The 22,655-nt window shown below is 61.9% G+C and carries 26 protein-coding genes and 1 pseudogene; 17 read left to right on the top strand and 10 right to left on the bottom strand.

Annotated elements, in window-relative coordinates; all coding sequences use genetic code 11:
- Nucleotides 1-106 precede the first annotated feature (106 nt).
- Both IVB05_RS29850 and IVB05_RS29845 read left to right on the top strand, forming a co-directional pair.
- The gene (locus IVB05_RS29850) at nt 107-496 is read left to right on the top strand and encodes a DUF4189 domain-containing protein (RefSeq protein ID WP_247787102.1); all 390 of its coding nucleotides are present in this window, start codon (nt 107-109) and stop codon (nt 494-496) included.
- A 103-nt stretch (nt 497-599) separates the two neighbouring features.
- Nucleotides 600-1,010: a DUF2000 family protein gene (locus IVB05_RS29845; protein WP_247779558.1), complete on the top strand. Its 411-nt coding sequence runs from the start codon at nt 600-602 to the stop codon at nt 1,008-1,010.
- 227 nt (nt 1,011-1,237) lie between these two features.
- Here the strand turns inward: IVB05_RS29845 and IVB05_RS29840 are convergent, their stop codons facing one another.
- Nucleotides 1,238-1,729 (bottom strand): hypothetical protein, encoded by a 492-nt coding sequence (locus tag IVB05_RS29840; protein ID WP_247779557.1) that lies wholly within the window; start codon nt 1,727-1,729, stop codon nt 1,238-1,240.
- Between the two features lie 386 nt (nt 1,730-2,115).
- Between IVB05_RS29840 and IVB05_RS29835 the strand changes: the two genes are divergently transcribed.
- From IVB05_RS29835 to IVB05_RS43810, 3 genes and pseudogenes are all read left to right on the top strand, one after another.
- On the top strand, nt 2,116-2,340 hold the full coding sequence (locus IVB05_RS29835; RefSeq protein ID WP_247779556.1) for a hypothetical protein: 225 nt from the start codon (nt 2,116-2,118) through the stop codon (nt 2,338-2,340).
- 82 nt (nt 2,341-2,422) lie between these two features.
- Nucleotides 2,423-3,394 (top strand): MBL fold metallo-hydrolase, encoded by a 972-nt coding sequence (locus IVB05_RS29830; RefSeq protein ID WP_247779554.1) that lies wholly within the window; start codon nt 2,423-2,425, stop codon nt 3,392-3,394.
- Nucleotides 3,395-3,407: 13 nt separating this feature from the next.
- Nucleotides 3,408-3,482, top strand: a pseudogene (locus tag IVB05_RS43810) (DUF2000 domain-containing protein); the annotation flags it as partial.
- A 48-nt stretch (nt 3,483-3,530) separates the two neighbouring features.
- Here IVB05_RS43810 and IVB05_RS29825 read toward each other — a convergent pair.
- Both IVB05_RS29825 and IVB05_RS29820 read right to left on the bottom strand, forming a co-directional pair.
- Nucleotides 3,531-4,580 carry an MBL fold metallo-hydrolase gene (locus IVB05_RS29825; protein ID WP_247787099.1) on the bottom strand — a complete coding sequence of 350 codons (1,050 nt, stop codon included), beginning with the start codon at nt 4,578-4,580 and terminating at the stop codon, nt 3,531-3,533.
- 377 nt (nt 4,581-4,957) lie between these two features.
- The gene (locus IVB05_RS29820) at nt 4,958-5,269 is read right to left on the bottom strand and encodes a hypothetical protein (RefSeq protein ID WP_247779552.1); all 312 of its coding nucleotides are present in this window, start codon (nt 5,267-5,269) and stop codon (nt 4,958-4,960) included.
- A gap of 303 nt (nt 5,270-5,572) precedes the next feature.
- Between IVB05_RS29820 and IVB05_RS29815 the strand changes: the two genes are divergently transcribed.
- The 3 genes from IVB05_RS29815 to IVB05_RS29805 all read left to right on the top strand — a co-directional run bounded on the left by IVB05_RS29815 (nt 5,573) and on the right by IVB05_RS29805 (nt 7,524).
- On the top strand, nt 5,573-6,874 hold the full coding sequence (locus IVB05_RS29815; protein WP_247779551.1) for a sulfite oxidase: 1,302 nt from the start codon (nt 5,573-5,575) through the stop codon (nt 6,872-6,874).
- Nucleotides 6,871-7,221 (top strand): hypothetical protein, encoded by a 351-nt coding sequence (locus IVB05_RS29810; RefSeq protein ID WP_247779549.1) that lies wholly within the window; start codon nt 6,871-6,873, stop codon nt 7,219-7,221. Before IVB05_RS29815 ends, IVB05_RS29810 begins: the two co-directional genes overlap by 4 nt.
- Nucleotides 7,222-7,302: 81 nt before the next feature.
- A complete protein-coding gene (locus tag IVB05_RS29805) occupies nt 7,303-7,524 on the top strand; it encodes a hypothetical protein (protein ID WP_247779547.1) in 222 nt (73 codons plus the stop codon).
- A gap of 146 nt (nt 7,525-7,670) precedes the next feature.
- Here IVB05_RS29805 and IVB05_RS29800 read toward each other — a convergent pair whose 3' ends face one another.
- Both IVB05_RS29800 and IVB05_RS29795 read right to left on the bottom strand, forming a co-directional pair.
- Complete coding sequence (locus tag IVB05_RS29800; protein ID WP_247779545.1) at nt 7,671-7,895, bottom strand: dodecin; 225 nt, start codon at nt 7,893-7,895, stop codon at nt 7,671-7,673.
- A 287-nt stretch (nt 7,896-8,182) separates the two neighbouring features.
- Entirely contained in the window at nt 8,183-9,136 is a 954-nt protein-coding gene (locus IVB05_RS29795; protein WP_247779544.1) for a cyclase family protein, read from the bottom strand.
- Nucleotides 9,137-9,413: 277 nt separating this feature from the next.
- Between IVB05_RS29795 and IVB05_RS29790 the strand changes: the two genes are divergently transcribed.
- Nucleotides 9,414-10,502 carry a substrate-binding domain-containing protein gene (locus IVB05_RS29790; RefSeq protein ID WP_247779542.1) on the top strand — a complete coding sequence of 363 codons (1,089 nt, stop codon included), beginning with the start codon at nt 9,414-9,416 and terminating at the stop codon, nt 10,500-10,502.
- Between the two features lie 115 nt (nt 10,503-10,617).
- Here IVB05_RS29790 and IVB05_RS29785 read toward each other — a convergent pair whose 3' ends face one another.
- The 3 genes from IVB05_RS29785 to IVB05_RS29775 form a co-directional block, all read right to left on the bottom strand.
- Nucleotides 10,618-11,046, bottom strand: coding sequence for a hypothetical protein (locus IVB05_RS29785; protein ID WP_247779540.1), 429 nt, complete (start codon nt 11,044-11,046; stop codon nt 10,618-10,620).
- 188 nt (nt 11,047-11,234) lie between these two features.
- Complete coding sequence (locus IVB05_RS29780) at nt 11,235-12,020, bottom strand: hypothetical protein (protein WP_247779538.1); 786 nt, start codon at nt 12,018-12,020, stop codon at nt 11,235-11,237.
- Nucleotides 12,021-12,253: 233 nt separating this feature from the next.
- Nucleotides 12,254-12,625, bottom strand: a complete 372-nt coding sequence (locus IVB05_RS29775; RefSeq protein ID WP_247779536.1) for a nuclear transport factor 2 family protein — start codon at nt 12,623-12,625, stop codon at nt 12,254-12,256.
- 1,009 nt (nt 12,626-13,634) lie between these two features.
- Here IVB05_RS29775 and IVB05_RS29770 point away from each other — a divergent pair.
- The 7 genes from IVB05_RS29770 (at nt 13,635) to IVB05_RS29740 (ending at nt 20,094) form a co-directional block, all read left to right on the top strand.
- Nucleotides 13,635-14,345: a TetR/AcrR family transcriptional regulator gene (locus tag IVB05_RS29770; RefSeq protein ID WP_247779534.1), complete on the top strand. Its 711-nt coding sequence runs from the start codon at nt 13,635-13,637 to the stop codon at nt 14,343-14,345.
- A gap of 11 nt (nt 14,346-14,356) precedes the next feature.
- Nucleotides 14,357-15,127 (top strand): efflux RND transporter periplasmic adaptor subunit, encoded by a 771-nt coding sequence (locus IVB05_RS29765; protein WP_247787096.1) that lies wholly within the window; start codon nt 14,357-14,359, stop codon nt 15,125-15,127.
- On the top strand, nt 15,124-16,068 hold the full coding sequence (locus IVB05_RS29760; RefSeq protein WP_247779532.1) for an ABC transporter ATP-binding protein: 945 nt from the start codon (nt 15,124-15,126) through the stop codon (nt 16,066-16,068). The genes IVB05_RS29765 and IVB05_RS29760 overlap by 4 nt, the downstream gene beginning before the upstream one ends.
- Nucleotides 16,065-17,231: an ABC transporter permease gene (locus tag IVB05_RS29755; protein WP_247779530.1), complete on the top strand. Its 1,167-nt coding sequence runs from the start codon at nt 16,065-16,067 to the stop codon at nt 17,229-17,231. Before IVB05_RS29760 ends, IVB05_RS29755 begins: the two co-directional genes overlap by 4 nt.
- Nucleotides 17,232-17,439: 208 nt before the next feature.
- Entirely contained in the window at nt 17,440-18,750 is a 1,311-nt protein-coding gene (locus IVB05_RS29750) for an adenylate/guanylate cyclase domain-containing protein (protein ID WP_247787093.1), read from the top strand.
- A gap of 29 nt (nt 18,751-18,779) precedes the next feature.
- Nucleotides 18,780-19,163 carry a hypothetical protein gene (locus IVB05_RS29745; RefSeq protein ID WP_247779528.1) on the top strand — a complete coding sequence of 128 codons (384 nt, stop codon included), beginning with the start codon at nt 18,780-18,782 and terminating at the stop codon, nt 19,161-19,163.
- Between the two features lie 16 nt (nt 19,164-19,179).
- A complete protein-coding gene (locus IVB05_RS29740; protein ID WP_247779526.1) occupies nt 19,180-20,094 on the top strand; it encodes a PhzF family phenazine biosynthesis protein in 915 nt (304 codons plus the stop codon).
- 106 nt (nt 20,095-20,200) lie between these two features.
- On the opposite strand, the gene IVB05_RS29735 is transcribed toward IVB05_RS29740, so the two are convergent.
- Nucleotides 20,201-20,665: a DUF488 domain-containing protein gene (locus tag IVB05_RS29735; RefSeq protein WP_247779524.1), complete on the bottom strand. Its 465-nt coding sequence runs from the start codon at nt 20,663-20,665 to the stop codon at nt 20,201-20,203.
- 139 nt (nt 20,666-20,804) lie between these two features.
- On the opposite strand from IVB05_RS29735, the gene IVB05_RS29730 reads away from it, so the two are divergent.
- Entirely contained in the window at nt 20,805-21,773 is a 969-nt protein-coding gene (locus IVB05_RS29730) for a tripartite tricarboxylate transporter substrate binding protein (RefSeq protein WP_247779522.1), read from the top strand.
- Between the two features lie 4 nt (nt 21,774-21,777).
- Here IVB05_RS29730 and IVB05_RS29725 read toward each other — a convergent pair whose 3' ends face one another.
- Nucleotides 21,778-22,602, bottom strand: coding sequence for a DUF72 domain-containing protein (locus tag IVB05_RS29725; RefSeq protein WP_247779520.1), 825 nt, complete (start codon nt 22,600-22,602; stop codon nt 21,778-21,780).
- Nucleotides 22,603-22,655 lie beyond the last annotated feature (53 nt).

The raw sequence follows: 22,655 nt of genomic DNA, 5'->3' as shown, positions 1-22,655 counted from the left end.
AATGGTGGGCACGCTTCGCTTTGCCCACCCTGCAAAGCTTCCGTTCACCAAGTTGAAACTCCCTCCCGGCTAGATTCTGTCCGTTACCTCGGGGGAGGGGCTTTTGATCGTTTCGACCGTCGCGGCACAGCGCCGCGCGCTCTTTATCCTTGCGCTGACGCTGATACTGGGCGTCTCGGGCTACATCACCAAAGCATGGGCGGCCGGCGCCTTCGCCGTCGGCAAATGCGGCGCCTACGGCCAGGCCTATGACTATCCGGCCGAGGCCGCCGCGCGTGCCGCGGCGCTGAAACAGTGCAAGGGCAACTGCACCGCGCTCACCATGAATCGGGCCTGCGCCGCGCTCGCGGTCGATATGACCAATCCGTGCGGTCCCCACGGCTATGCCGTAAAGCCGAAAATTTCCAGCTCGCTCAATGCTGCGACAAAGAAGTGCTACGAATTCGGCGGCAAGGAATGCGTCATCCGCGCCTGGGCCTGCGACGCCAAGGGCTGATTCTGTTATCGTCATTCCGGGCGCGTGTTAGCGCGAACTATGATGTGCAATGCACATCATAGTTCGTCCTTCGACCCGCCCCGGAATGTCATCGGGAGTAATCATGCAATTCGACACCAAGATCGCGGTCGTGATCCGGACCGATCTCGAACCGTGGCAGAAGCTCAACGTCGCTTCATTCCTCGCCGGCGGAATTGCCGCCGCCTTTCCCGAATGCATCGGCGAACCCTATGGCGACGCCTCGGGCACGAAATATCTGTCGCTGATCGGCCAACCGATCCTGATCTACGGCGCCGACCGGGCCGCACTTTCCCGCGCACTTGAACGGGCGTTGGCGCGCAACGTCACGCCCGCGGTCTATACCGAGGACATGTTCAAGACCACGCACGACGCCGCCAACCGCGAGGTGGTGCGCGCAGTGATCCGCGCCGAGCTCAATCTCGTCGGGCTCGCGATGCGCGCCGAGCGCAAGGTGATCGACAAGATCGTCGACGGGCTGAAGTTTCACAGCTAGGGGCGGGAACTGATAAATTCTGAGTCGCCGGCGGACGTCCCTCTTGATGCGCATTTGCGGACTCAAGTCTGCCCGTCGCGTGAGGTCCGAAGTGCCAACAGGCAACACTGCAGGCTAGATTAGGCTTGAAACGAAGGAGACCGCCAACAGCGGGGTTTGCAAGTTAACGCCGCGCGGTTATGGTCCCGAGTGGTCCATCTCCACCTCAGGTTACCGGATCGGCCTCGTTAGTTGTTCACGCACAATTCGCCGCGAACGTGGGAATCAAAGCCGCCGCCTTGCCGACCGATGCCGATGAGGAAAATAAGCCGGCCGGTGGTGTTGCTGAATCGATCCGTTCCGCTGACGATCTTATCCAGTTGGCTGAAGGCCTGCGATCCGGTGTCGTAAATGCCAGCAGTGGCGGTCGTGAATGTTCCCCCTTTTGCCGTGACTACCACAGTTCCCGCGTAAGATTGCAGTGCTTTAGGCAACGAAGCCAAGCCAGCCGTTTCGGCCATTCCGTGCGCCGTGAAAAGCCATTTGGCGCCGCTTAGAGCGGACTCGTTGCTCATGACCGTTCCAACGGTGCAGAGGTCGATCGGGCTTGAGCAACCTTCTTTGGTCATCTGAAGCGCAATTGTCGCCTCAAAGTTTCTGCACTGCGCGGGCTGTTGGGCGAAGCCGGCGCTCGTCGAAAGTGCAAGGATCAGGATTGAAAGAAAGGCCGCTTTCATCATGCCCTCCTTCTTTGCTGGATGTGCACTCTACGCCCGATTGGAGGGGTAAACCAGAGCGTGCCCACGCACCTTTCCAATTAGGCGGCTGCCGGATCGAAAGCCCCCTATGGGGCACCATCGCGCCTGGCCAGAAGCCGATATCTCCGTCGCCGCTTACTCGAGGTTTGATCGGTAATCGGCGAACACTTAACCGCCCGGCTGATCCATCGCTTCAGTGCCCGAAGGCCAGGCGAGGGTGCTTTGCGAATGTGAAACCGTTCATAGAGCCAACGCGTAAGCCAAAATATCCTTGCTCAGCTAGCATTAGAAGTTCTCTAGTCCGTCCAAGGCAACACGGTTTGCGGCCCAACATCGGTACGTGATTGCCGTAGCGAGAACTCAAACTCATGAGCCGAGCGGCAAGGACTGCGTTGTTTGCTGCCGTGCTGGCGCTGATCACTTTGGTTGGTGGTGCCAGCCTTATTCTCAGCCAGACCAAAGTACGTCCTGATGCCATTCGTTCGTCCGTTACGCGATCTGAAGCCGGGCTTGAGAAGGCATGGGCGTTGCCGGCGGCATCAACCTTCAAGAGGGAACTGACGTGGCAGTCAAACCCGTCGCTGTGCGGTTGATCGAATGAGCCCCATCGGCTGGCAAGGAAGTCTGTATCGGTACACGGCGTAGCCTTAACTGCGATCGCGGAGACAACCAATCATGCGAAACTGTGTTGGCGCGCTGTCAACGATTGGCGCTGCTGCGCTGATCGGTATTTTCGGGCTTGGCCATTCTGCCAAAGCTCAGTCCCCATCGGCCACCCAGGTCGTCATGCTTGGAACCGGCACGCCGGGGCCTGACCCGGATCGCTCCGGACCGGCCACAGCGGTCGTGGTCAACGGCACGGCCTATCTGGTTGATGTCGGCGCGGGCGTCGTGCGGCGAGCAAAGGCAGCGGCTCTCGACAAAGGTATTCCTGCCCTTGAACCGATAAGCTTGCGCGTGGTCTTCGTGACGCACCTGCACTCGGATCACACGGTGGGTTACCCCGATCTCATTCTGACGCCCTGGGTCATCGGCCGCAAAATCCCGCTGGAAGTCCATGGCCCCAAAGGGATCAAGGCGATGACCGAGCACATCCTTCTTGCTTACGGGGAGGATATCAAGACTCGCACCAATCCGCATGGAAACCAGCGTGAGTTTCCGCAGGGGTCGTGGGTTAACGCGCATGAGATCGCAGCCGGCGTCGTCTACAAGGATGCAAACGTCACCGTAACAGCCTTCACCACCAGGCACGCGATGGAGAGCTACGGCTATCGGTTCGATACGGGCGACCGCAGCATCGTTATAACCGGCGACACCGCTCCAACCCAGGCAACGATCGACGCGTGCAACGGGTGCGATGTCCTCATCCACGAGGTCAATACGCTCTCCGCGCTCGCCGCCCGTCCGGCGATGTTCCAGGCCTTTGCCGGGATGTACCATACCTCGACGGCCCAGCTTGCCGAACTCGCCGCGCAGGCCAAACCCAAACTCCTGGTTCTGTATCACGCCTCGATTTCGCTCCGGCCGCGGGTCAACCCGAATTTTCCAGGCGCCGCCGCGAATTCCTCGCCCGAAGAGCTGCTCGCTGAAGTGCAGTCGCGCTACGGCGGTAAGGTCGTCGTCGCGCGTGACCTCGATGTTTATTGAGGCCGTTTTCCGACTGGTCGGGCTCGCGATGCGCGACGAGCGCAAGGTAATCGACAAGATGGTCGACGGGCTGAAGTTTCACAGCTAGCGCATGAACCGATGGATTTCAGAGCGAGGTCGCACGCGGTTGATGTCTTCACAGGTGCGAAAACCCCGATCGTAAACTCCGTGCCTTTAGAATGCCGAACGGGTCTTCCCGTTGGGCCAGCTTCCGGTAGGTGGCGAGATCATCCTCCTGGAGCGCCGGTCCCTCGCCACGTCGCCCGATAGTGCCCATGGCTGGTCCCAACGGCAGCGAGGTGCCAACACCCGCATAAAGGTATCGATCACCGTAAGCCTGCTTCAATGCTGCGAAGGTCGGCTCGCCGGTGCAGTGGCCCGGAGCGATGTTTTCCACCTTGAACGTGTCCTTGAGCGTTGCCACGGCCTTGGCAATGACCTCGTCCGATGCGACGACGAGGTGGAAGCCGCCAGCGATCAAACGAATTTTGGGGTTGATGGCTATCGCCGCCTCGACGATCCTTTCGATCCCGGGGTGCGCGCAGCCGACCACGAGCACGACGCCGTCCGCGGTGTTGACGGCCAGGGACAGCTCCTTCAGCTCCTTCGTGCCGGGGGCATCGGAGACAAGCGCTATTAACGTGATGCCTGGGGCGATTTCCGTTGTCTTGTCGATAGGCTCGATATTGGCTCGCTGCCAGGCGGCACCGAATTTCATGACTTCCGGCGGCTTGCCGTCGTAGTAGCGCATTTCGGGTGGCAAGGATTCGTCCTTTCGGTAAAAGCTCGAGGGCAGCGACGAGCCATAGATTCCGAATCCTTCCCTGGGTGCGTAGATCTTCACCGTCGGATTCACGCTCAGAACATGGTTCAGGCCAGCCATGTGATCGGAGTGCCGGTGTGACAGCACCACGAAGTCGATGCTGGTGAGGTCAATGTTCTTCGCCTTGACGTTCGCTGCGAAGATGTCTGCATCGTTGCCTGTGTCGAACAGGATTCGTTTGCCGGAAATCTCCACAAGTGCGGAGAAGCCCCAATCCTTTTTCATCGCGGCATCAGTGCCGAAGGCGTCGTAGAGGATCGTGATCTGGCTGCTGGGCTGAGCCGTCGCCTCGCCAGCCGGGGCAATCACGACAGCGGCGCCGGCAAGTGCGGCCGCAAGAAAAAACTTTGCGCGAAGTTTCATGGAAGTTCCTCCTCTTTCGGGACCCCCCATTTGCGCTTGCTTGCAGCCGCCTCACGCCACTTCGCGATTGGACTTCTGCGTCAAGCTCGCCGTCATGCAGATGATCTTTGATCTGGCGTCCAACGCGGTTTGAGTTGATCAGTCGGCGCCGCTCCCAAAGGCCATTCGGGGCTCTTTTGATCGGGGCGTTTTTGCCCGCTGCTCAGCGCATTGGAAAACTACGCCCTGGCCCCGCAGGTGTCACTACGAAGGTTGGGCTCGCGATGCGCGCCGGGCGCAAGGCGATCGACGAGATCGTCGATGGGCTGAATTTTCACAGCCAGAGTCGCGTCCGCACAAGCGGCGGAAGCCGAGCAGTAACCGTTTGCGCCCGAACCCTACAGTCCGACAAAGCCACGCAGCTTTTTGACCGTTTCGGCGGCGTCCTTGGCTTCCTCGGTTGTCAGGACGATGATCTCGCCGGTACGCTCATGCAACACGCTGTGATGGATTGCCGCGCCTGAAAGGCCGTCCACATCCGATTTCACGGCGATGTCGTCGATATTGGAGAGCGCGAATTCGACGGGCTTTTTGTTCCACAACAGTATTTTTTGCTGCAGCGTTGCCTTGCCGGAATCCTTGTCGAGCGTAAGCGTCGTTGAGCCTGATTTCAAAACAAGCTTGCGCGGAGCTTCTTCGATACTAGCCATCGCAGGTCTCCTGCTGGTTCCCTTTCGCATGCCAGGTATCGGGCAATTCTAATCCAGAACGCGGCGACCGAACAGGCCCGTTGGACGGTGCGGGAGGATGCCGCAGCGGTTGCGGCTTGTGGTTTGCCGGCGGTTCGCTGCGCCGTCGCGGTCCCGCGTCGGGCAGCGTGTCGGCGCGGTCGCGGTTGCGGCCGCTGGCGGTCTTGCGGCACGGCCGCAAAACGCAAATACTCCTTCCAGTTGGGTTTCCGGTGGGAAGCCTGGCCAAGAAAGCCCGGGAGCGGGCAACACGGGAGAGACGTCATGGCGCGGGAAACCGGGGGCAATACGGCTGTTGGCAACAAGTTCGAGACCAGCCGGCGCAGATTTCTGGGCAGTTCAGGTCTGGCGGCGATCGGCGCCGTCATCGGCGGCGCGTTGCCGCTCTCGCGCAACGGCGCCGGCATTCCCCAGGCCCACGCGCAGGCGGCCCCGGCCGCCGCGCCTGCTGCGGCGAAGGGACCGCAACACCTGAAATTCCCCGGCAAGAACGAAGGGCTCGTCGTGCTCGGCGAAAAGCCGCTGGTCGCCGAGACGCCGGAAAGCCTGCTCGACGATGACACCACGCCGATCGAGAAATTCTACATCCGCAACAACGGGCAGATCCCCGAGGAGGCGAAGGATCCCGACGCCTGGAAGATCACCATCGACGGCGAGGTCAACAACAAGATCGAGATCACGCTCGGCGAGTTGAAGTCGAAGTACAAGGCGGTGACGCGGCGCATGGTGCTGGAGTGCGGCGGCAACGGCCGTGCGGCGTTCTCGCCGCCGGCGCGCGGCAACCAGTGGACCAATGGCGGCGCCGGCTGCGCGGAATGGACCGGCGTGCCGCTCGCCGACCTGCTGAAGAAGGCCGGCCTGAAGCCATCAGCGAAATACACCGCGCATTATGCGGCCGATCTGCATCTGTCGGGCGACGCCGGCAAGCCGACCATCTCGCGCGGCGTGCGTATCGAAAAGGCAATGGACCCGAACACGATGATCGTATGGGCCATGAACGGCAAGCCGCTGCCGAACATCCATGGCGGACCGGTGCGGCTGGTCGTGCCGGGCTGGGCCGGCTCGGCGTCGCAGAAATGGCTGACGCGCATCACCATCCGCGACAAGGAGCATGACGGCCCCGGCATGACGGAATTTTCCTATCGCACGGCGATCAAGCCGATGGTGCCCGGCGGCAAGGCCGATCCGGCGAATTTCCGTATCCTGGAATCGATGCCGGTGCGCTCCATCATCACCAATCCCGCCAACGGCGCCAAGTTCGCCGCCGGTACCAAGGAGCTGAAACTGCGCGGCGCCTCCTGGGCCGGCGATCTCACCGTCAAGCAGGTGGATATCTCGACCGATTTTGGCGCGAGCTGGCAGCGGACCACGCTGGAAAAGCCGAAGAACAAATATGACTGGCAGCGCTGGACCGCGACCATCAAACTGCCGACCGACGGCTATTTCGAAATCTGGGCGCGCGCCACCGATTCCAGGGGTGCGATGCAGCCGCATCAGGCCGGCTTCTGGAATCCGCAGGGCTATGGCGGCAACGCCATGCACCGCATCGCCGTGCTGGTCGGATGATGCAGCGTTTGGCGTGGCTCGCTTTGGCCGGCATGCTCTTGATAACGCCGGCCACGGCGCAAACAGGCTTCACCCCGCGCGAGGAAAGCCCGGAGGAGTTCGCCGCGGGCGCCGGCCGCGACGAGGCCTTCTACGCCTGCACCGCCTGCCACGGCTTCCGCCTGGTCGCGCAACAGGGCATGACGCGCGCGCAGTGGGAGGATTCGATCAGCCTGATGGTCCGCCGCCATAACATGCCGCCGCTCGACGACAAGGATCGCGAGGTGGTCCTGAACTATCTCGAGACGGCCTACCCGCCGCGCGCGCCGGCGGGCAGGGGCGGCTGGGTGAACCCGTTTGCGAAGTGAGCGCCTGGATTTCGGCTATGCTCTTGACGCAGCCGCGCGCCAAGCCAGAATGGCCGGCGGCTCGCGCCGGGAGGCGATCATATGAGGTTTTTGATTACTGCGCAGGATACGGCGGGAAACGTGACCCTCAACCGGGGGTCGGTTCCTGCTGCGTTGAAGAAAGCCGCGGAACTGATATCGGACGGCTGCTGGAACGTCGAGATCGTGACGCCCGATGGGGCCACCTATCAGCCCGGCGAATTCGATCAGTTGAGAGAGCGAGCTGGCCCGGCGGGTCTCGATCTATCGCTGACCGCGCAATAACGGACGTCCGTGCTTAGCCCTCCGTGTCGGCTTTGCGCCGGAAGCTGTTGACCGGGTGAGCGTCCATCAGCCGGCAAGCAAGTCCGTACGCGGCAGATGCGTCGGCTTCTCGGCGCACTCTGCCCGTCCCGCTGCCTCGCCGGGAATTACCCCTCCAGGGTAAATCCAACCCGCAAGGTGACCTGGTAGTGGCGCACGGCTCCATCCTCGATGTGGCCTCTCGTTTGCACCACCTCGAACCATTTCATGGAGCGAACGGTCTTTGATGCGCGGGTGATCGCGTTCTGAATGGCGTCTTCGATGCTTTTCTCGGAGGATCCGACGAGGTCCAGGATCTTGTAAACGTGATCCTTCATTTCGGTGTTTGGCATGGCGAAGCTCCGTTGGAATGTCAGCGGGGCAATCTGGGTTTACCGCCTCCGCTGTGGCGTTTGATCCGACTGTGAGCCAACTCCATGCCCTCATCCGAGTTCCGACGACTTAGTTATGATGGGCGAGGGCCACATGATGTGAAGTCCACTTCGGCTCTGGAACGGACACGCGCAACGGTCACGCGACGTCCGCTCGTTTCCAGAGCGGACGTCACGCTGCGCCCGGGCGTGATCGTGGTCTGCGATATCAGACAGCACCAAGCCTTGCCGAAATCGAAGAACCGTCGCTACCGCACCGCGATCGGCGACACCGTCGAGCCCGAGCCGCCTTGAATCTTGAGCGGCTGCATCACGAAGGCGAATTCGCCGACGCCCTTTTGCGCGAGCTCATCGAGCTTGAGGTTCTCCAGCAGATGGATGCCGTTCACCACGAGCGCGACCTGGTGCACCGGAAGCGACAATTGCTTGTCGGGGTTGGGCGCGACCTCGACCGGCCAGTTGTCGGCGCCGAGCAGCATCGGGTCCTTTGCGGCAAGCCAGAGCGCGGCCGGCACGCCGATGCCCGGGCAGGATTTCACGTAGCGCGGGTTGTCCTTGCCGTAGAGCTTGCCCCAGCCGGTATGGATGATGACGGCGTCGCCGGGCTGCAGCGTCAGGTTCTGCTTCTTCAGGGCGCCCTCCAGATCGTCCACCGTGATTTCGTAATTGTCGCCCAGCATCTCGACGCCCTTGAAGGCGGCAACGTCGATCAGGACGCCGCGCGTGAACAGCGTGCCGACATTATGGATACCGAACTTCTTGAAGCCGGTGCGATCGACGTTCTCGTCGACCTTCTGGCAATTGTACCAGCTGTTGAGATGGGTCTGGTGCGCAAAGCCGTCGAACTGGGTGCCGACCTGGCCGAGCTCGGTGATGATGAGCTCTTCGTTCGAACCGCGCATGTTGGAGAACTGGTTCATGAACGTGCGCTTGGCGTGCATGTCGAAGCGCCGCGTTCCGAAGAACGCCATGCTGGGGCCGAGCACGTGCGCGAGCTCGATCACCTCGCCGGTCTTGATCAGCTTCGCGGCGTTCATCACGGCCGCGGGCTTCTGATGATTGCCCGAACCGCGCTCGTCGGCCGCGCCCCATTTCGAGGGGCAGCGCTGGCTTTCCTCCGGAACGGTCCAGGTCGGTGCCTGCGCGTAGGCGGCGGCGGAAAACGCAAGCGTCATCGCCGCACCCAATATGAATGCTTTCATCTGTATCCTCCCAAGAGAGGCGCTCTGGATACGGCACCCCCGGGCAAATAATGCGGGTCCTATCCGGGCGGTTTCAAGTCCGATAACGTGCCTGAGACGATGTGCCATCGAGGGTTGTGGCGGCGCGCAATGGGAGCAGGTAGCAAGGCTGCAGTGCACTAATTGGCCAGTTTCGCGCTTCCACGCACGTCTCGAAGTTCGTTATGATGAGGGCCAAATGGTCCCGGAAGGGCTTTGCCCCAGCCAATGGACCCGCAATTCAAGGGAGTGACCCATCATGAAACGCCGTACATTCCTCAAAGGCGGCGCCGTGGCCGGCGCGACGACGCTGATTGCGGCGCCTGCGATCGCGCAAGGTGCGCCCGAGATCAAGTGGCGCCTGACCTCGAGCTTTCCAAAATCGCTCGACACCATCTTCGGCACGGCGCAGACCTTTGCGAAATATGTGGCTGACGCCACCGACAACAAGTTTCAGATCCAGACCTTTGCGGCGGGCGAGATCGTGCCCGGTCTGCAGGCGCTCGATGCCGTGAGCTCCGCGACCGTCGAGATGGCGCAAACGCCGCTCTACTTCTACATCGGCAAGGAGCCGGCGCTTACCTATGCGACGGGCGCGCCGTTCGGCATGAACCATCGCCACCAGCATTCCTGGTGGTCGTTCGGCGGCGGCGCCGAACTCTGCAATGAAGCGCTGAAACCTTTCAAGACGCATGCGATCCTGTGCGGCAACTCCGGCACGCAAATGGGCGGCTGGTTCCGCAAGGAGATCAAGACACCAGATGATCTCAACGGCCTCAAATTCCGCATCGCGGGCATGGGCGGCCATGTGCTGGCCAAGTTGGGCATCGTGCCGCAGCAGATCGCGGGCGGTGAGGTCTATTCGGCGCTGGAGAAGGGATCGATCGATGCCGCGGAGTTCGTCGGCCCCTATGACGACGAGAAGCTCGGTTTCTACAAGGTGGCGAAATACTACTACTTCCCCGGCTGGTGGGAAGGCGGCGCCATGCTGCACATGATCGTCAACGAAGAGAAGTGGAATGCGTTGCCCAAGCAATACCAGGCGGTCCTCAACCAGGCAGGCTCGGCCGCAGGCGCGTGGATGATCGAAAAGTACGACAGCGTAAATCCCGCCGCCCTGAAGCGGCTTGTCGCTGGCGGGACGGAGCTGCGCGCGTTCCCGCAACCGGTCATGGAGGCCTGCTACAAAGCCACGCAAGACCATCTGAACGAGATTGCCGAGAAGAGCCCGCTGTTCAAGAAGACCAAAGAGAGCCACGACGCGTATATGAAGGAAGTGCTGTTCTACACGCAGATCGCGGAAAACTATTACGACAACTTCCTGCTAAGCAAAATGCGCAAGGGCTGAGTGCGCTCATTGGGACCGGAAGAGAACGTAGCCCGGATGAGCGAAGCGACATCCGGGTCCAGGCCCCGCATCTCGCTTCGCTCATGCGGGCTACCTGCTTGTTGCGCGAACTTGATCAAGTGGCCGTGGCCGCAACATAAGGAAAGCTGCCCACGATCGCGGCAAGCTGCATCGCGTTGGCCAGCATGCCGCCCCAATGCAGCCGCCGCAGCCGGCGCACCGCATCGGCATCGCCGGCATCCCTGGCGCTGAGCTGGGCATCCCACTGTCGCAGAAACCAGCGGCGCCCCCAGACCGCGAAAGCCGCGAGCAAGCCGATGCCAATGGCGAAAACCGGCCGGCCCGTCACGGCAAAGACCACCGTCCCGATGACACCGGCAACGCTCATCATCAGAAAATGGATACTGAACATGCCGCGCAACAGCTGGGTGACGGGTGGAATGTCGAGCTTCACCAGCAGAAAGGCGGGCGCCGCCAGAAAAAAGTAACCCATCGGAAAAATCAGGATGACAATGGCGGCTAAGGCAACGGCGTCTGGGCTCATGCGATGACCCTCTTCTGGTTTCACCGGGTAAAGGCTTTCGTCGGCAGCTTATGACAATACCGGCCGGCATATCTTCCACACTATTGGGCTTTGGTCGGATGGGCATCGAAGCCGTGAACGTTTGGTGCTGACCGTTGAAAAATCCAAGGGCTGACGCCGGACACGAGCGCTCGGCGCAACCCCAGCCCTTAGCGCAAGGGCGTGTTCAGCCGATCGCCGATGATCTGGTAGAGACGTGATGCGATCACAGCCCCGAGTGTCGATACAGCAAGCATCATTGCGCCGAACCACGCCAGGCCTGCGACCATTCCGGCCAGGGTCCCCGGCGAGAACCGGAACAGGGGGGCGACCGCGACGGCGAGCATTCCGATTGGAATGAACGGCAGGATCGTTACCGCAAGCACAAACCAGATGTGATTGCGTGAATCGCTGAACGCATTTTGCCAGCCGGCTCCGGGCGCATCGACAGCCACTGCCGGAAAAAGCACGACAAGCTGCGTGACCATTGCCAACGCGACAATACGCGCAACCGTTACGATCTTGAGATCAAGATCGGGAGGAGATGGACCAAAGTAATAGACAGGGCCCTTCGCCTCCGCGAAAGCAGCGAGAGTCGATGGAAAACTCAAGAGAACAACGCCCACGGCGAGCCAGCCGAAGAACAACTGAAAGCGCGGGCTCGACGGTTTGAAATCGTATCGCGTTGCCTCCTCGCCGAGGAGCAGAAGCCGGTGGACCGCCAGGAAAAACGGCGTCAGCAGAAAACAAAGTCCAATCAGGATGGCCAGCCGCATCACCGCTTGTCCTGCCGGATCATAGGTCAGCCGCAGCGGCACAACCAACGCCGCAAAGCCCCCAAACGACAGCACCAGAAAGGCGAACAGGGCCGGGCGCCAGGCCTTTCGCAGCACATGGCCCAAATCCCAGTAAGCCCAAAAGAGCGCAGTGATGACGGAGGGGCGCGGGCGATCCATGGAGAGCTCTTGCGACAATGGCTGAAACCATTATCCGGCCGCGCCCCTTAAGAAGACCCTTGCGCGCATCGTTAACGCACGATGACGCTTTCGCAGATACGGCCGAGTGGTTGACGATATGTAAGGGGCCAGGGAGCGCAAGATCCCGAACGGTATCATTTGTGTCGATTCTGCACTTCCGCGTCATATCCGGTTAGAGATTACGGGTGACACATCAACCGGCCATCCCGGGTTCACTCGACGAGTTTCCAATATGAGTCTTTTCGAACCACTATGCCGTCGCGGAAGCTGTAGAAGTCGCAACCCCGGACTTCCAGCTTCTTGCCATCCCGACCAGTGCCGGTGAGGCACCATTTCGAAATGCCGGTTTGAGATTCCGAATCCACAAAATGCTCGGCGTTCCCGTAATGGACGTCGGGCAGTCCTTCAAAACGCGCAGCCAGCCCTTGCCGCACATTCTGCCTGCCCTCAAACCGGGAGCCATACGGTTTATTCCCCCTTGGCATCTCCAAAACGCAATCATCGGCAAAGAAACTCATGATCCGATCCAGATCGTGTGCATTAAACGCATCACATATCTCTATTAGCCTGGCTCGAATATCCATCTGCGCCTCGCTCGACTTCAACACGCCGACTATTTCGGCAGGCTAACGCCCCATAACTTAGTCAATCACGTCATCCTGACGCGGACAACGCTTTGGGGGCGAGGCCTCGGGCGACGTCCTGGCTGTGATACGCTCACGAGCGCCGGCAACCCCGTTGGAAAAGCTGTGCGCGAGAAATCTAATTTGCTGAACAGATTCAATCTGATTTGGGTCGTCCAGCCTGTCTTGCAAAAATTTCCTGCTTCTAATTGACCCCAAATCAGTGGCTATTTCCGCGCGTCCCGTCTCGACAAGAGGGGCGTATCGCGATCGTCACGAACGCGAGGCGGGATGCGGTGGACGCGATGGCGTCGGCGCGAAGAGTGGCCGCAGGGCAGGTCTATCCTGTGAGTGGAGCACGTCGCGCAGGACGTACGACGCCGATGCGTACGGCAAAACCGTGTGGTCCCGACACCCGTGGCTGGTGCCAAGCTGCCGGTGGCGACTTCGATCCAACCGGATCGATTTAGCCATCAAGCCGGCAGCGATGGAGGCAAGACGAATTCGTCTCCAGGGAGAGCGCGGCATAAGCCGTCAACCCATTGCGCAGGGGATGCCGGAGTGCTCCGGCTGTACCTGTATGCTCGTGTGCGCAACTCTTTACACCATTGCACACGAGACCGCGGGTGCAGCAAGCACCCGGCATTCCCTGCTCCCTCGTTGTCGGGGGAGGAACAAGGTCCCTGCAAACCTCGGGCGCCGTGCGCCGCGAGAATGCGAAACTGCATCCATCGTCATTGCGAGCGCAGCGAAGCAATCCATCTCTTTGCTTCGCTGCGCTCGCAATGACGGGGATAGGCCGCGGTGTGCCGGATACCCCCGCATGTGTGGGATATGACGGCCCGCTGGCGACACGCAAAATCCTCAAGGGCCGGCAGCAATGGAGTTCACCAACGCCAGTCACGCCCATGTGAAAGGCCATTTCCAGATCCAAATTGACAGTGACTGACTAGTCAGTCATATTGCGAGCATGACAAATGAACCCGCCAGGAAACCCCGGAAATCCGCCCCGAAACCCGCCAATCGCCGGGCCGGGGAGAAGGCGCCGGCCGCTCCGACGTCGCCCAAACTTGCCTCCAACCGCGCCGAACGCGCGGCCGAGCGGCGCGGGGCCATTATCGAGGCGGCGATGGACGAGTTCATTGCGCGCGGGTTTGCGGCGACGCGGCTGGACGACGTCGCCAAGCGGGCCGGCGTCGCCAAGGGCACGATCTATCTGCACTTCAAGGACAAGGAATCGATGTTCGAGGAACTGATCCGGACCGCCATCGTGCCGATGATCAACCGTCTTTGGGGCACGCCACCGCAGCCCGGCGCATCGGTGCGCGACATGGTGGAAGGGTTTGCCAAAACCTTCATCGAGGAGGTGGCGACCACACGGCGCGGCGACCTCGTGCGGCTGATCGTCGCCGAAGGACCGCGATTTCCCGCGGTCGCCGACTTCTATTACCGCGAAGTGGTGTCACGAGGCCTCGCCGGCATGCGCGCGCTGATCGAACTCGGGATTGCGCGCGGCGAGATCAAACAGAAAAACCTGGCGCGATTTCCGCAAATCATGGTGGCGCCCGCGCTGATCGCCGTGATCTGGCAGAGCCTTTTCAGCAGACATGCGCCACTGGACGCCCTCGAAATGTTTCGGGTGCATCTCGATCTGATTTTTGGCGAACGGAGGACGACATGACCTCGTCGCGAATGACGGCAATTGTGGCCGCGCTGGCGCTCGCCGCGGTGCTCACGGGCTGCAAGGAGCGGAAGGACCCGGGCTTCCAGGGCTGGGTCGAGGCCGACATGATCTTCGTCAGTCCCGACGAGACCGGCCGCGTCACCAAGCTCACCGTGCGCGAGGGCGACGAGGTGAAGCCCGGCATGCAGCTCTATACGGTCGACGACGATCTGCAGCAGGCAGACCTCAATCAGAACAAGGCCACGCTCGCCAACGCGCAGCAGACCTTTGACCGCGCGTCGTCGCTGAGCAAGACCGGTTCCGGCACGCAGGCCAATCTCGATTCTGCGACTTCGGCGCTGCGCGTCGCCGAAGCCCGCGTCAACACCTCGCAGACAAGGTTGGCGCGGCGCAGCGGCTTTGCGCCGGTCGGCGGCACCATCCAGCAGATCTACTTCCGCGAAGGCGAAATGGTGCCGGCGCAGCGGCCGGTGTTGTCGATCATGCCGCCCGGCAACATGAAGCTGCGCTTCTTCGTAGCCGAAACGGAACTGCCGAAGCTTGCGATCGGCGACGAGGTGCGGGTGACCTGCGATAATTGCGCGGCCGACCTTACGGCGAAGATCTATTTCATCGCGACCACGGCCGAATACACCCCGCCGGTGATCTACAGCCTCGATGAGCGCAACAAGCTGGTCTATTTGATCCAGGCGCGGCCGAGCCGGCCTGATGTGCTGCGCGTCGGCCAGCCGATCAGCGTGTTTCTCAATCCTCGAACGCCAATGGCGGACAAGCGATGAACTCGGCTCCCGCATCAGGCCCCGACATCGCCATCAACGTCGAGGGCCTGTCAAAATCGTTCGGCGGCCGCGAGGTCGTGCATGACCTTTCGATGCAGGTGAAGCGCGGCTCGATCTACGGCTTCCTTGGCCCCAACGGCTCCGGCAAGACCACCACCATCCGCATGCTGTGCGGGCTGCTGACGCCTGACGCCGGCGAGGGCACCTGCCTCGGCTACGACATCCGCCGCGACGCCGACAAGATCAAGCGCCAGGTCGGTTACATGACGCAGCGCTTCAGCCTGTATCAGGATCTCTCGGTGCGCGAGAACCTCGAATTCGTCGCGCGGCTTTACGGCCTGCGCGATGCGCGGGGCGTGGCACGCGAGATGATCCAGCGCATCGGCCTGAACGGCCGCGAGGAGCAGCTCGCCGGCGAGCTTTCCGGCGGCTGGAAGCAGCGGCTGGCGCTCGGCGCCTGCACGCTGCCCAATCCGCAATTGCTGCTGCTGGACGAGCCGACCGCCGGCGTCGATCCCAAGGCGCGGCGCGATTTCTGGAACGAGATCCACGCGCTCGCCGCCGACGGGCTGACGGTGCTGGTCTCGACCCATTACATGGACGAGGCCGAGCGCTGTCACGAGATCGCCTATATCGCCTATGGTCATCTGCTCGCGCACGGCACGGTGGACGAGGTGATCGCGAAATCGGCGTTGTCGACCTGGACGGTCTCCGGCGACGACCTCAACGGGCTTGCGGCCGAACTCGCAGGCAAGCCCGGTATCGACATGGTGGCGCCGTTCGGCACCAGCCTGCACGTCTCGGGGCGCGACAAATCCGCGCTTGAAGCGACCATCGCTCCCTATCGCGATACGAAGGGATGGCAGTGGCAGGATAGCGAGCCTTCGCTGGAAGACGTGTTCATCGATCTCATGACCCGCTCAAAGGACAATTTCCAATGAGTGCAATAGAGACGACCAATCAGAATCGCGACGTTCCGGAGCCGCGCTTCGGCTTCTGGCGGCGTAGCTTTGCGATGCTGGTCAAGGAATTCATCCAGCTCCGCCGGGACCGCGTCTCGTTCGCGATGATCGTGATGATCCCGGTGATGCAGCTCGTGCTGTTCGGCTTTGCCATCAACACCACGCCGCGCCACCTGCCGACCGCGGTGTTGATACAGGAGGATAGCGATCTGGCGCGCTCCGTGCTGAAGGCGCTTGAGAATACGAGCTACTTCCGCTTCACCCGCGAAGTGCGTACTGTCGCCGAATTTGACGATCTCCTGCAGTCCGGCAAGGTGCTGTTCGGGGTCGAGATCCCGCGCGGTTTCGAGCGTGCGGTGCGGCGCGGCGACCGCCCGGCGCTGCTTGTTGCAGCCGACGCTACCGATCCGGTTGCGGCAGGCTCTGCGCTCGGCACGCTCGGCGTAGTGGTGCAGACCGCACTCGCGCACGACCTCCACATCGGCGATCCGTCCTCGCTGCCATTCGAGATCAGGGCGCATGCCCGCTATAATCCGGCTGCCGAGTCGCGGCTCAACATCGTGCCGGGTCTGGTCGGCACCATCCTGACCATGACCATGCTGATCTTCACCGCGCTGTCGGTGACGCGCGAGATCGAGCGCGGCACCATGGAAAGCCTGCTCTCGATGCCGATCAGGCCTGTGGAAATCATGTTCGGCAAGATCATTCCCTACGTGCTGGTTGGATTCATCCAGGCCACGCTGATCATCGGCATCGGAGTAGGCCTGTTCGGGGTACCGATCCTCGGCAGCGTGCTGATGCTGGCGCTGCTGACGACGTTGTTCATCACCACTAATCTGTCGATCGGCTACACGTTTTCGACCATCGTGCAGAACCAGTTGCAGGCGGTGCAGCTGTCGATGATGTTCTTCCTCCCCAGCATTCTGCTGTCCGGGTTCATGTTTCCGTTCGCGGGCATGCCGGTCTGGGCGCAGTATCTCGGCGAGGGCCTGCCGCTGACGCACTACGTCCGCATCGTCCGCGCCATCATGCTGAAGGGCGCGACCATCCAGAACCTGCAATACGATGCGATTGCACTCATTGCACTGATGCTGGTGGCGATGACGATCGCCGTGACGCGCTTCCGTCGTACGCTTGATTGAGGTTATAAATGTGGATGCGTTCCCGAAGAAGGTGGTGCGGCCGTCATTGCCTGCGACAAACGCGAAGCGTTTGCGCAAGGGAGCGAAGCGACGAAGCAATCCATATCTCTGCAAGCGGTGAAATGGATTGCTTCGCTTCGCTCGCAATGACGACGGAAACGGAAACGCAGCGAGGGCGACAGACGGGATGCCGGCGACAGGTGAGGTGATGGCAGGGTTCTGGGGCGAGAAAACTAAAGACCAAGACACAGGGGTGTCGGCCGACTTCCAGCGCGCGCTGATGCAGGAAGTGATGACGACCGAACTCCTGCGCATCAAGGCCCTGATCGCAACCACCGCGCTGCTCGCCATCATCCTGTGCACCGTCTACTTCTTCGCAGCCGAGGCGGTGAGCCGCGTCTGGCACGGCAATCTGAAGCCGGAATACCTCTATTCGATCATCGGGCCGTTCATCCTGTTCGAGCTGTGGGTGCATAGCCAGATCACCCGCCATATGCAGCGGGGCCGCGACCTCCCGGTGGTCCGGCGCTATATCGGCGCGCTGATCGAAACCTCGATGCCGACGGTCGCGCTGGCGCTGCACATCAACAGCATGGGATCGGTGGCCGCGCTCGGCTTCGTGACGCCGATGATCTACTTCATCTTCATCATCCTCTCCACGCTGCGGCTGGATTTCTGGCTCTCGACCTTCACCGGCGCCGTCGCCGCCGTGCAGCTGTTCTGCATGGCGATGTTCTACCATCCCGCTGTCGGGGCCAATGGGGAGCCCCTCTATTATCACGCCGCGCGCAGCCTGATCCTGCTGATCTGCGGCGTGCTCGCAGGAGCGGTCGGGCATCAATTGCGACGGCAGTTCGAGGCAAGCATCAAGGCGGCAACCGCGCGCGACCGCATCACCAACCTGTTCGGCCAGCACGTTTCGCCGCAGGTGGTAGAACGCCTGATGGCCGAGGGCACGAAAACCGACAGCGACATCCGCCGCGTCGCCGTCATGTTCGTCGATTTCCGCAGTTTTACTGCCGGCGCCCGCACCCGCACGCCGCAGGAAGTGGTGGACCGGCTCGATGGCGCCTTCGCCGTGCTGGTCGAAATTCTCGACCGCCACGGCGGCATCGTGAACAAGTTTTTAGGCGACGGATTCCTGGCGTTGTTCGGAGCGCCCCTCCATGCGCCGGACCCGGCACACCGTGCGGTCGCAGCGGCGCGCGAAATGCTGGAAGCGAATGCACGCATCAATGAAGCGACGAGCTGGCCCTTGCGTATCGGCATCGGTATCCACATCGGCGAGGTGGTCGCCGGCAATGTCGGTTCGCCGCGGCGCAAGGAATACACCGTGATCGGCGACACCGTGAACTTCGCCTCGCGGCTCGAAGCGCTCAACAAGGATTTCAACTCGCAGTTCCTGATCTCGGAAGCGGTTCGCGACGCGCTCGGCGAAGCCTGCGGCGATGCCGTCTCGCTCGGCGAGGTCGAGGTCAGGGGCTATGAACGGCCGATGGCCGTGTGGCGGTTGGGATAGGGCCTACCCCGAGCATTCAGGAATTTCGCATGTCATCCAAGGACAAGTCGGTTACCGAGTTTCTCAACGTTGATCTCGACATTCGTGTGCAGGCTGGATTGCAAGCGATCCTCGACGCCATGGCGTCTTCCGTGATCGTGCTGAACCAATCTGCACAAACTGCATCCGTCGAGTTGAATGAGAACTATTCATCGCTTGAGGAGACCACTGCAAGGCTCGTTGAGTTGGTAAATTCGTTGCCGCCCGAAGCGAAGACGATTTGGGGACAGTGCGAGTTGCGAAGTCTCAACGTCGGCATACAGGCAGGCGTTGAACCGCATTCGTCCGCCTTTGCTATCTCGCAGGAGACGGTGTCGGCGCTTGCCGACGCTGGGCTTGAAGTCGTCTTCACGGTTTATGCCCCATGTAGTTGAGAATAAGGAGCCGCGTATGCAGCGCCGTTACATCACCGTCGACGTCTTCACCGACCGCGCCTTCGGCGGCAATCCGCTTGCCGTCGTGCTCGACGCCGGCGGACTGTCGACCGAACAGATGCAGGCGGTCGCCACCGAGTTCAATTATTCGGAGACGACCTTCGTGCTGCCGCCGGCCGATCCCGCCCACGACGCGCAGGTGCGCATCTTCACGGTGAACCGGGAGCTGCCGTTTGCAGGCCACCCGAATGTCGGCACCGCCTTCGTGCTGGCGACGCTGGCGGCGAAGCCACCGGCGCGGCTGCTGTTCGAGGAGGGCGCAGGCCTCGTGCCGGTCGAGATCGTGACCGAGCAAGGCACGATCGTCAGCACCGAATTCACGGCGCCGCAGCCGCTGAAGCGGATGTCGCATCTTCCCGTCGAACAGGCCGCCGCCTGCCTCTCGCTGTCGCCTGGCGACGTCAAGACCGACCGTCATCCACCGCAGATCATCTCGGTCGGGCTGGCGTTTCTCGCCGTCGAAGTCACTTCCCGCGAGGCGCTGCGGCGGGCCAGACCCGATGCTGCGGCGTTCGAAAAAACCTTCCCGTGTGACGGCAGCGACGCCGTCTACTTCTATACGCGCGACGTACCGGCCAGCGAAAAGCCATGCGAGCTGCAGGCGCGGATGTTTCACCCCGCCGCCAGCGGACTGTCCGAAGACCCGGCAACCGGCAGCGCGACGGCCGCCTGCGCGGCGCTGCTGGCCGATCTCGACGCCATCAAGGACGGCGAACTGAAATTGAAGATCGGGCAGGGCGTCGACATGGGCCGGCCCAGCCTGCTGCTGACGCGCGTCCGCAAGCAGAACGGCTCGGTCGCATCCATCCATGTCGGCGGGAGTTGCGTGCAGATGATGGAGGGGACTTTCAAGCTTGATGGCAAGGGGTAGTCGCTTCGTAGCTCGGATGGAGCGCAGCGTAATCCGGGGCAGGTCGATCCGCCTGCGGCACCGTTCCCGGATTGCGCTGCGCTCCATCCGGGCTACGGGCCACGTTTTACACCTGCGGCGCGACCAGGTTCTCTACCTTCACGCCGTCGCGGTCCTCGATGATCTCGGCGATCCATTGCCGGTGGCACTGGGCATGATCGCGCTCATAGCAGAGAATGCAGACCGGCCCCGACTTGTTCACTAGCGCCGACAGCTCATCGAGTTGCTCCTTCGCCTGCGTCGTCTTCAGATGCGCCGAATAGATCTTGTGCAGCAGGCCGAACTTGCCGCTGCGCGCCGCCTCACGGCCGCTCTTCGGCGTCCCGAGTCCCTTCAGGTGCAGATAGGAAATGCCGCGTTCGTCGAGGCCGGCCGCGAGCTGATTCTTCGAAAAGCCCGGCCGCCGCGAGGACGCCACCGCGCGCACGTCCACCAGCAGCTTGATCCCGGCGGCTTCGAGTTCGTCGAGCACCGCCTTCGCCGGCGTCTGTTCATAGCCGATGGTGAAGAGGCGTTTGGTCCTGCGGGCCATGTCGATCCAGACATTATGTCGCTGGCGGAAGGCTACGGTAATGGTCGATCGATTGCTACACCCGCGTTGCGGCCGGAAGCTGTGTGTCGCATAGTCCTGCGAAAGAGCCAGTCGACGGCCATTCTCGCCGGGGGAACAGATGAACCGAATTAGCCGCTCGCTGACAACACTCGCGCTCGTGCTTTGCAGCGTTGCCGCAGCGCACGCACAATCCAGTTATCCCGACCGTGCGGTGAAAATTATCGTCCCGATCGGCCCCGGCGGCAGTTACGATCTGGTCGGGCGGCAGCTTGCAGATGCGCTGTCGAAGCGGATGGGGCAGGCCTTCGTCGTCGAGAACAAGCCGGGCGCCGGAACCGTTGTCGGCACGCAAGCCGCCAGCCAGAGCGAGCCGGACGGCTATACGCTGGTGGTCGGCGGGCTCTCCAACATGGCCTTCAACTCGGCGCTGTATTCGAAACTGGCGTACGATCCCCGCAAGGATTTTGTGCCGGTCGCGCTGATCTACAAGTTTGGTTACGTGATGGTCGGCCGCAAGGATTTGCCGCACGCCAAGCTGCAGGACATCGTCGCCGCCGCAAAGGCGAACCCGGGCTCGATTTCCGTCGCGACAGCCGGTGTCGGCACTGGCCAGCATCTGGTGGCGGCTGCGTTCATGAAGGCAGCCGGCGTAAAATTTCAGGAGATACCCTACAAGGGTTCGCCGCCGGCCTTCACCGATCTGCTTGCCGGCCGCATCGACCTGTTTTTCGATTCGAACGCCGCCGGGCTCCCTTACGTTCAGTCCGGGCAGGCGAAGGGCATTGCGCTGCTGTCGTCCAAACGCAGCCCGCTGGCGCCCGATGTGCCGACGATGTCGGAAGCCGGCGTATCCGGCCTCGATGTCGATTCCTGGCTCGGGATATTCGCACCCGCAAAGACGCCGCCGGACGTGATCGCAAAGCTGCGCCGCGACATCCGCGCCTCGCTGCCCGACCTCAAGGAGCGTTTCGAGAAGAGCGGCGGGGAGGTGTGGGATCTGCCTGATGACAAGCTCGACGCCTTCGTCGCCTCCGAATACGACAACTGGACCAAACTGATCCGCGAGGCCGGCATCAAGCTGGACTAGGGAGTTACTTCACGCGCTCGATCAATTCCATCGCGCCGGCCGGCGCGCGCACCTTGCCCTCGTGGATGACGTAGGCGAAGACGTCGCGCGGCGTCTTCGCGGGCTTTGCGGCATCGACGCGCGGCAGATCGTCGGGCTCGCCGCCGCCGGCCCAGGCCTGAAAGCGCTTGGCCCAGGCGTCGAGCTGCTTCGGCGGATAGCAGGTCTTGAGCTCGTCATTGCCCTTCTGCAGCCGCGCATAGACGAAGTCGCTGACGACGTCGGCGATCGCCGGATATTTGCCGTGCTCGGCGAACACGACCGGCGTTTCGAACTTGCGCAGCAATGCGATGAACTCCGGCACGCAGAAACTGTCGTGCCGCACCTCGACCACGTGCCGTAGCGCGCGGCCGTCGAGCTTGCGCGGCAGCAGTTCGAGGAACGTGCCGAAATCGGCCTCGTCGAATTTTTTGGTCGGCGCGAACTGCCACAGCACCGGACCGAGCCGGTCGCCAAGCTCCAGCACGCCGGAATCGTAGAAGCGCTTTACGGAATCGCCGGCTTCCGCCAGCACACGACGATTGGTCGCGAACCGCGGTCCCTTCAACGAGAACACGAATCCGTCCGGCACTTCGCGCGCCCATTTGCGAAAACTCTCCGGCTTCTGCGAGCCGTAATAGGTGCCGTTGATCTCGATCGAGGTCAGCTTCGAGGCGGCGTAGGACAGCTCCTTCGCCTGCGTCAGCTTCTCGGGATAAAACACCCCGCGCCACGGCTCGAAGGTCCAGCCGCCGATGCCGATATAGATGTTGCCGCTGTTTTTCGCGGTCGATTTCGAAGGCTTGCTCACGGGAGGGCTCGTCGGAAAATGGGGGGAGGGAACTCGTATATGTTAGCCAAGTC

The sequence above is a fragment of the Bradyrhizobium sp. 170 genome (genome assembly GCF_023101085.1).
GTDB lineage: Bacteria > Pseudomonadota > Alphaproteobacteria > Rhizobiales > Xanthobacteraceae > Bradyrhizobium.
The sequence above is the reverse complement of the archived record's forward strand: the minus strand, read 5'-3'. Positions and strand labels throughout refer to the sequence as shown.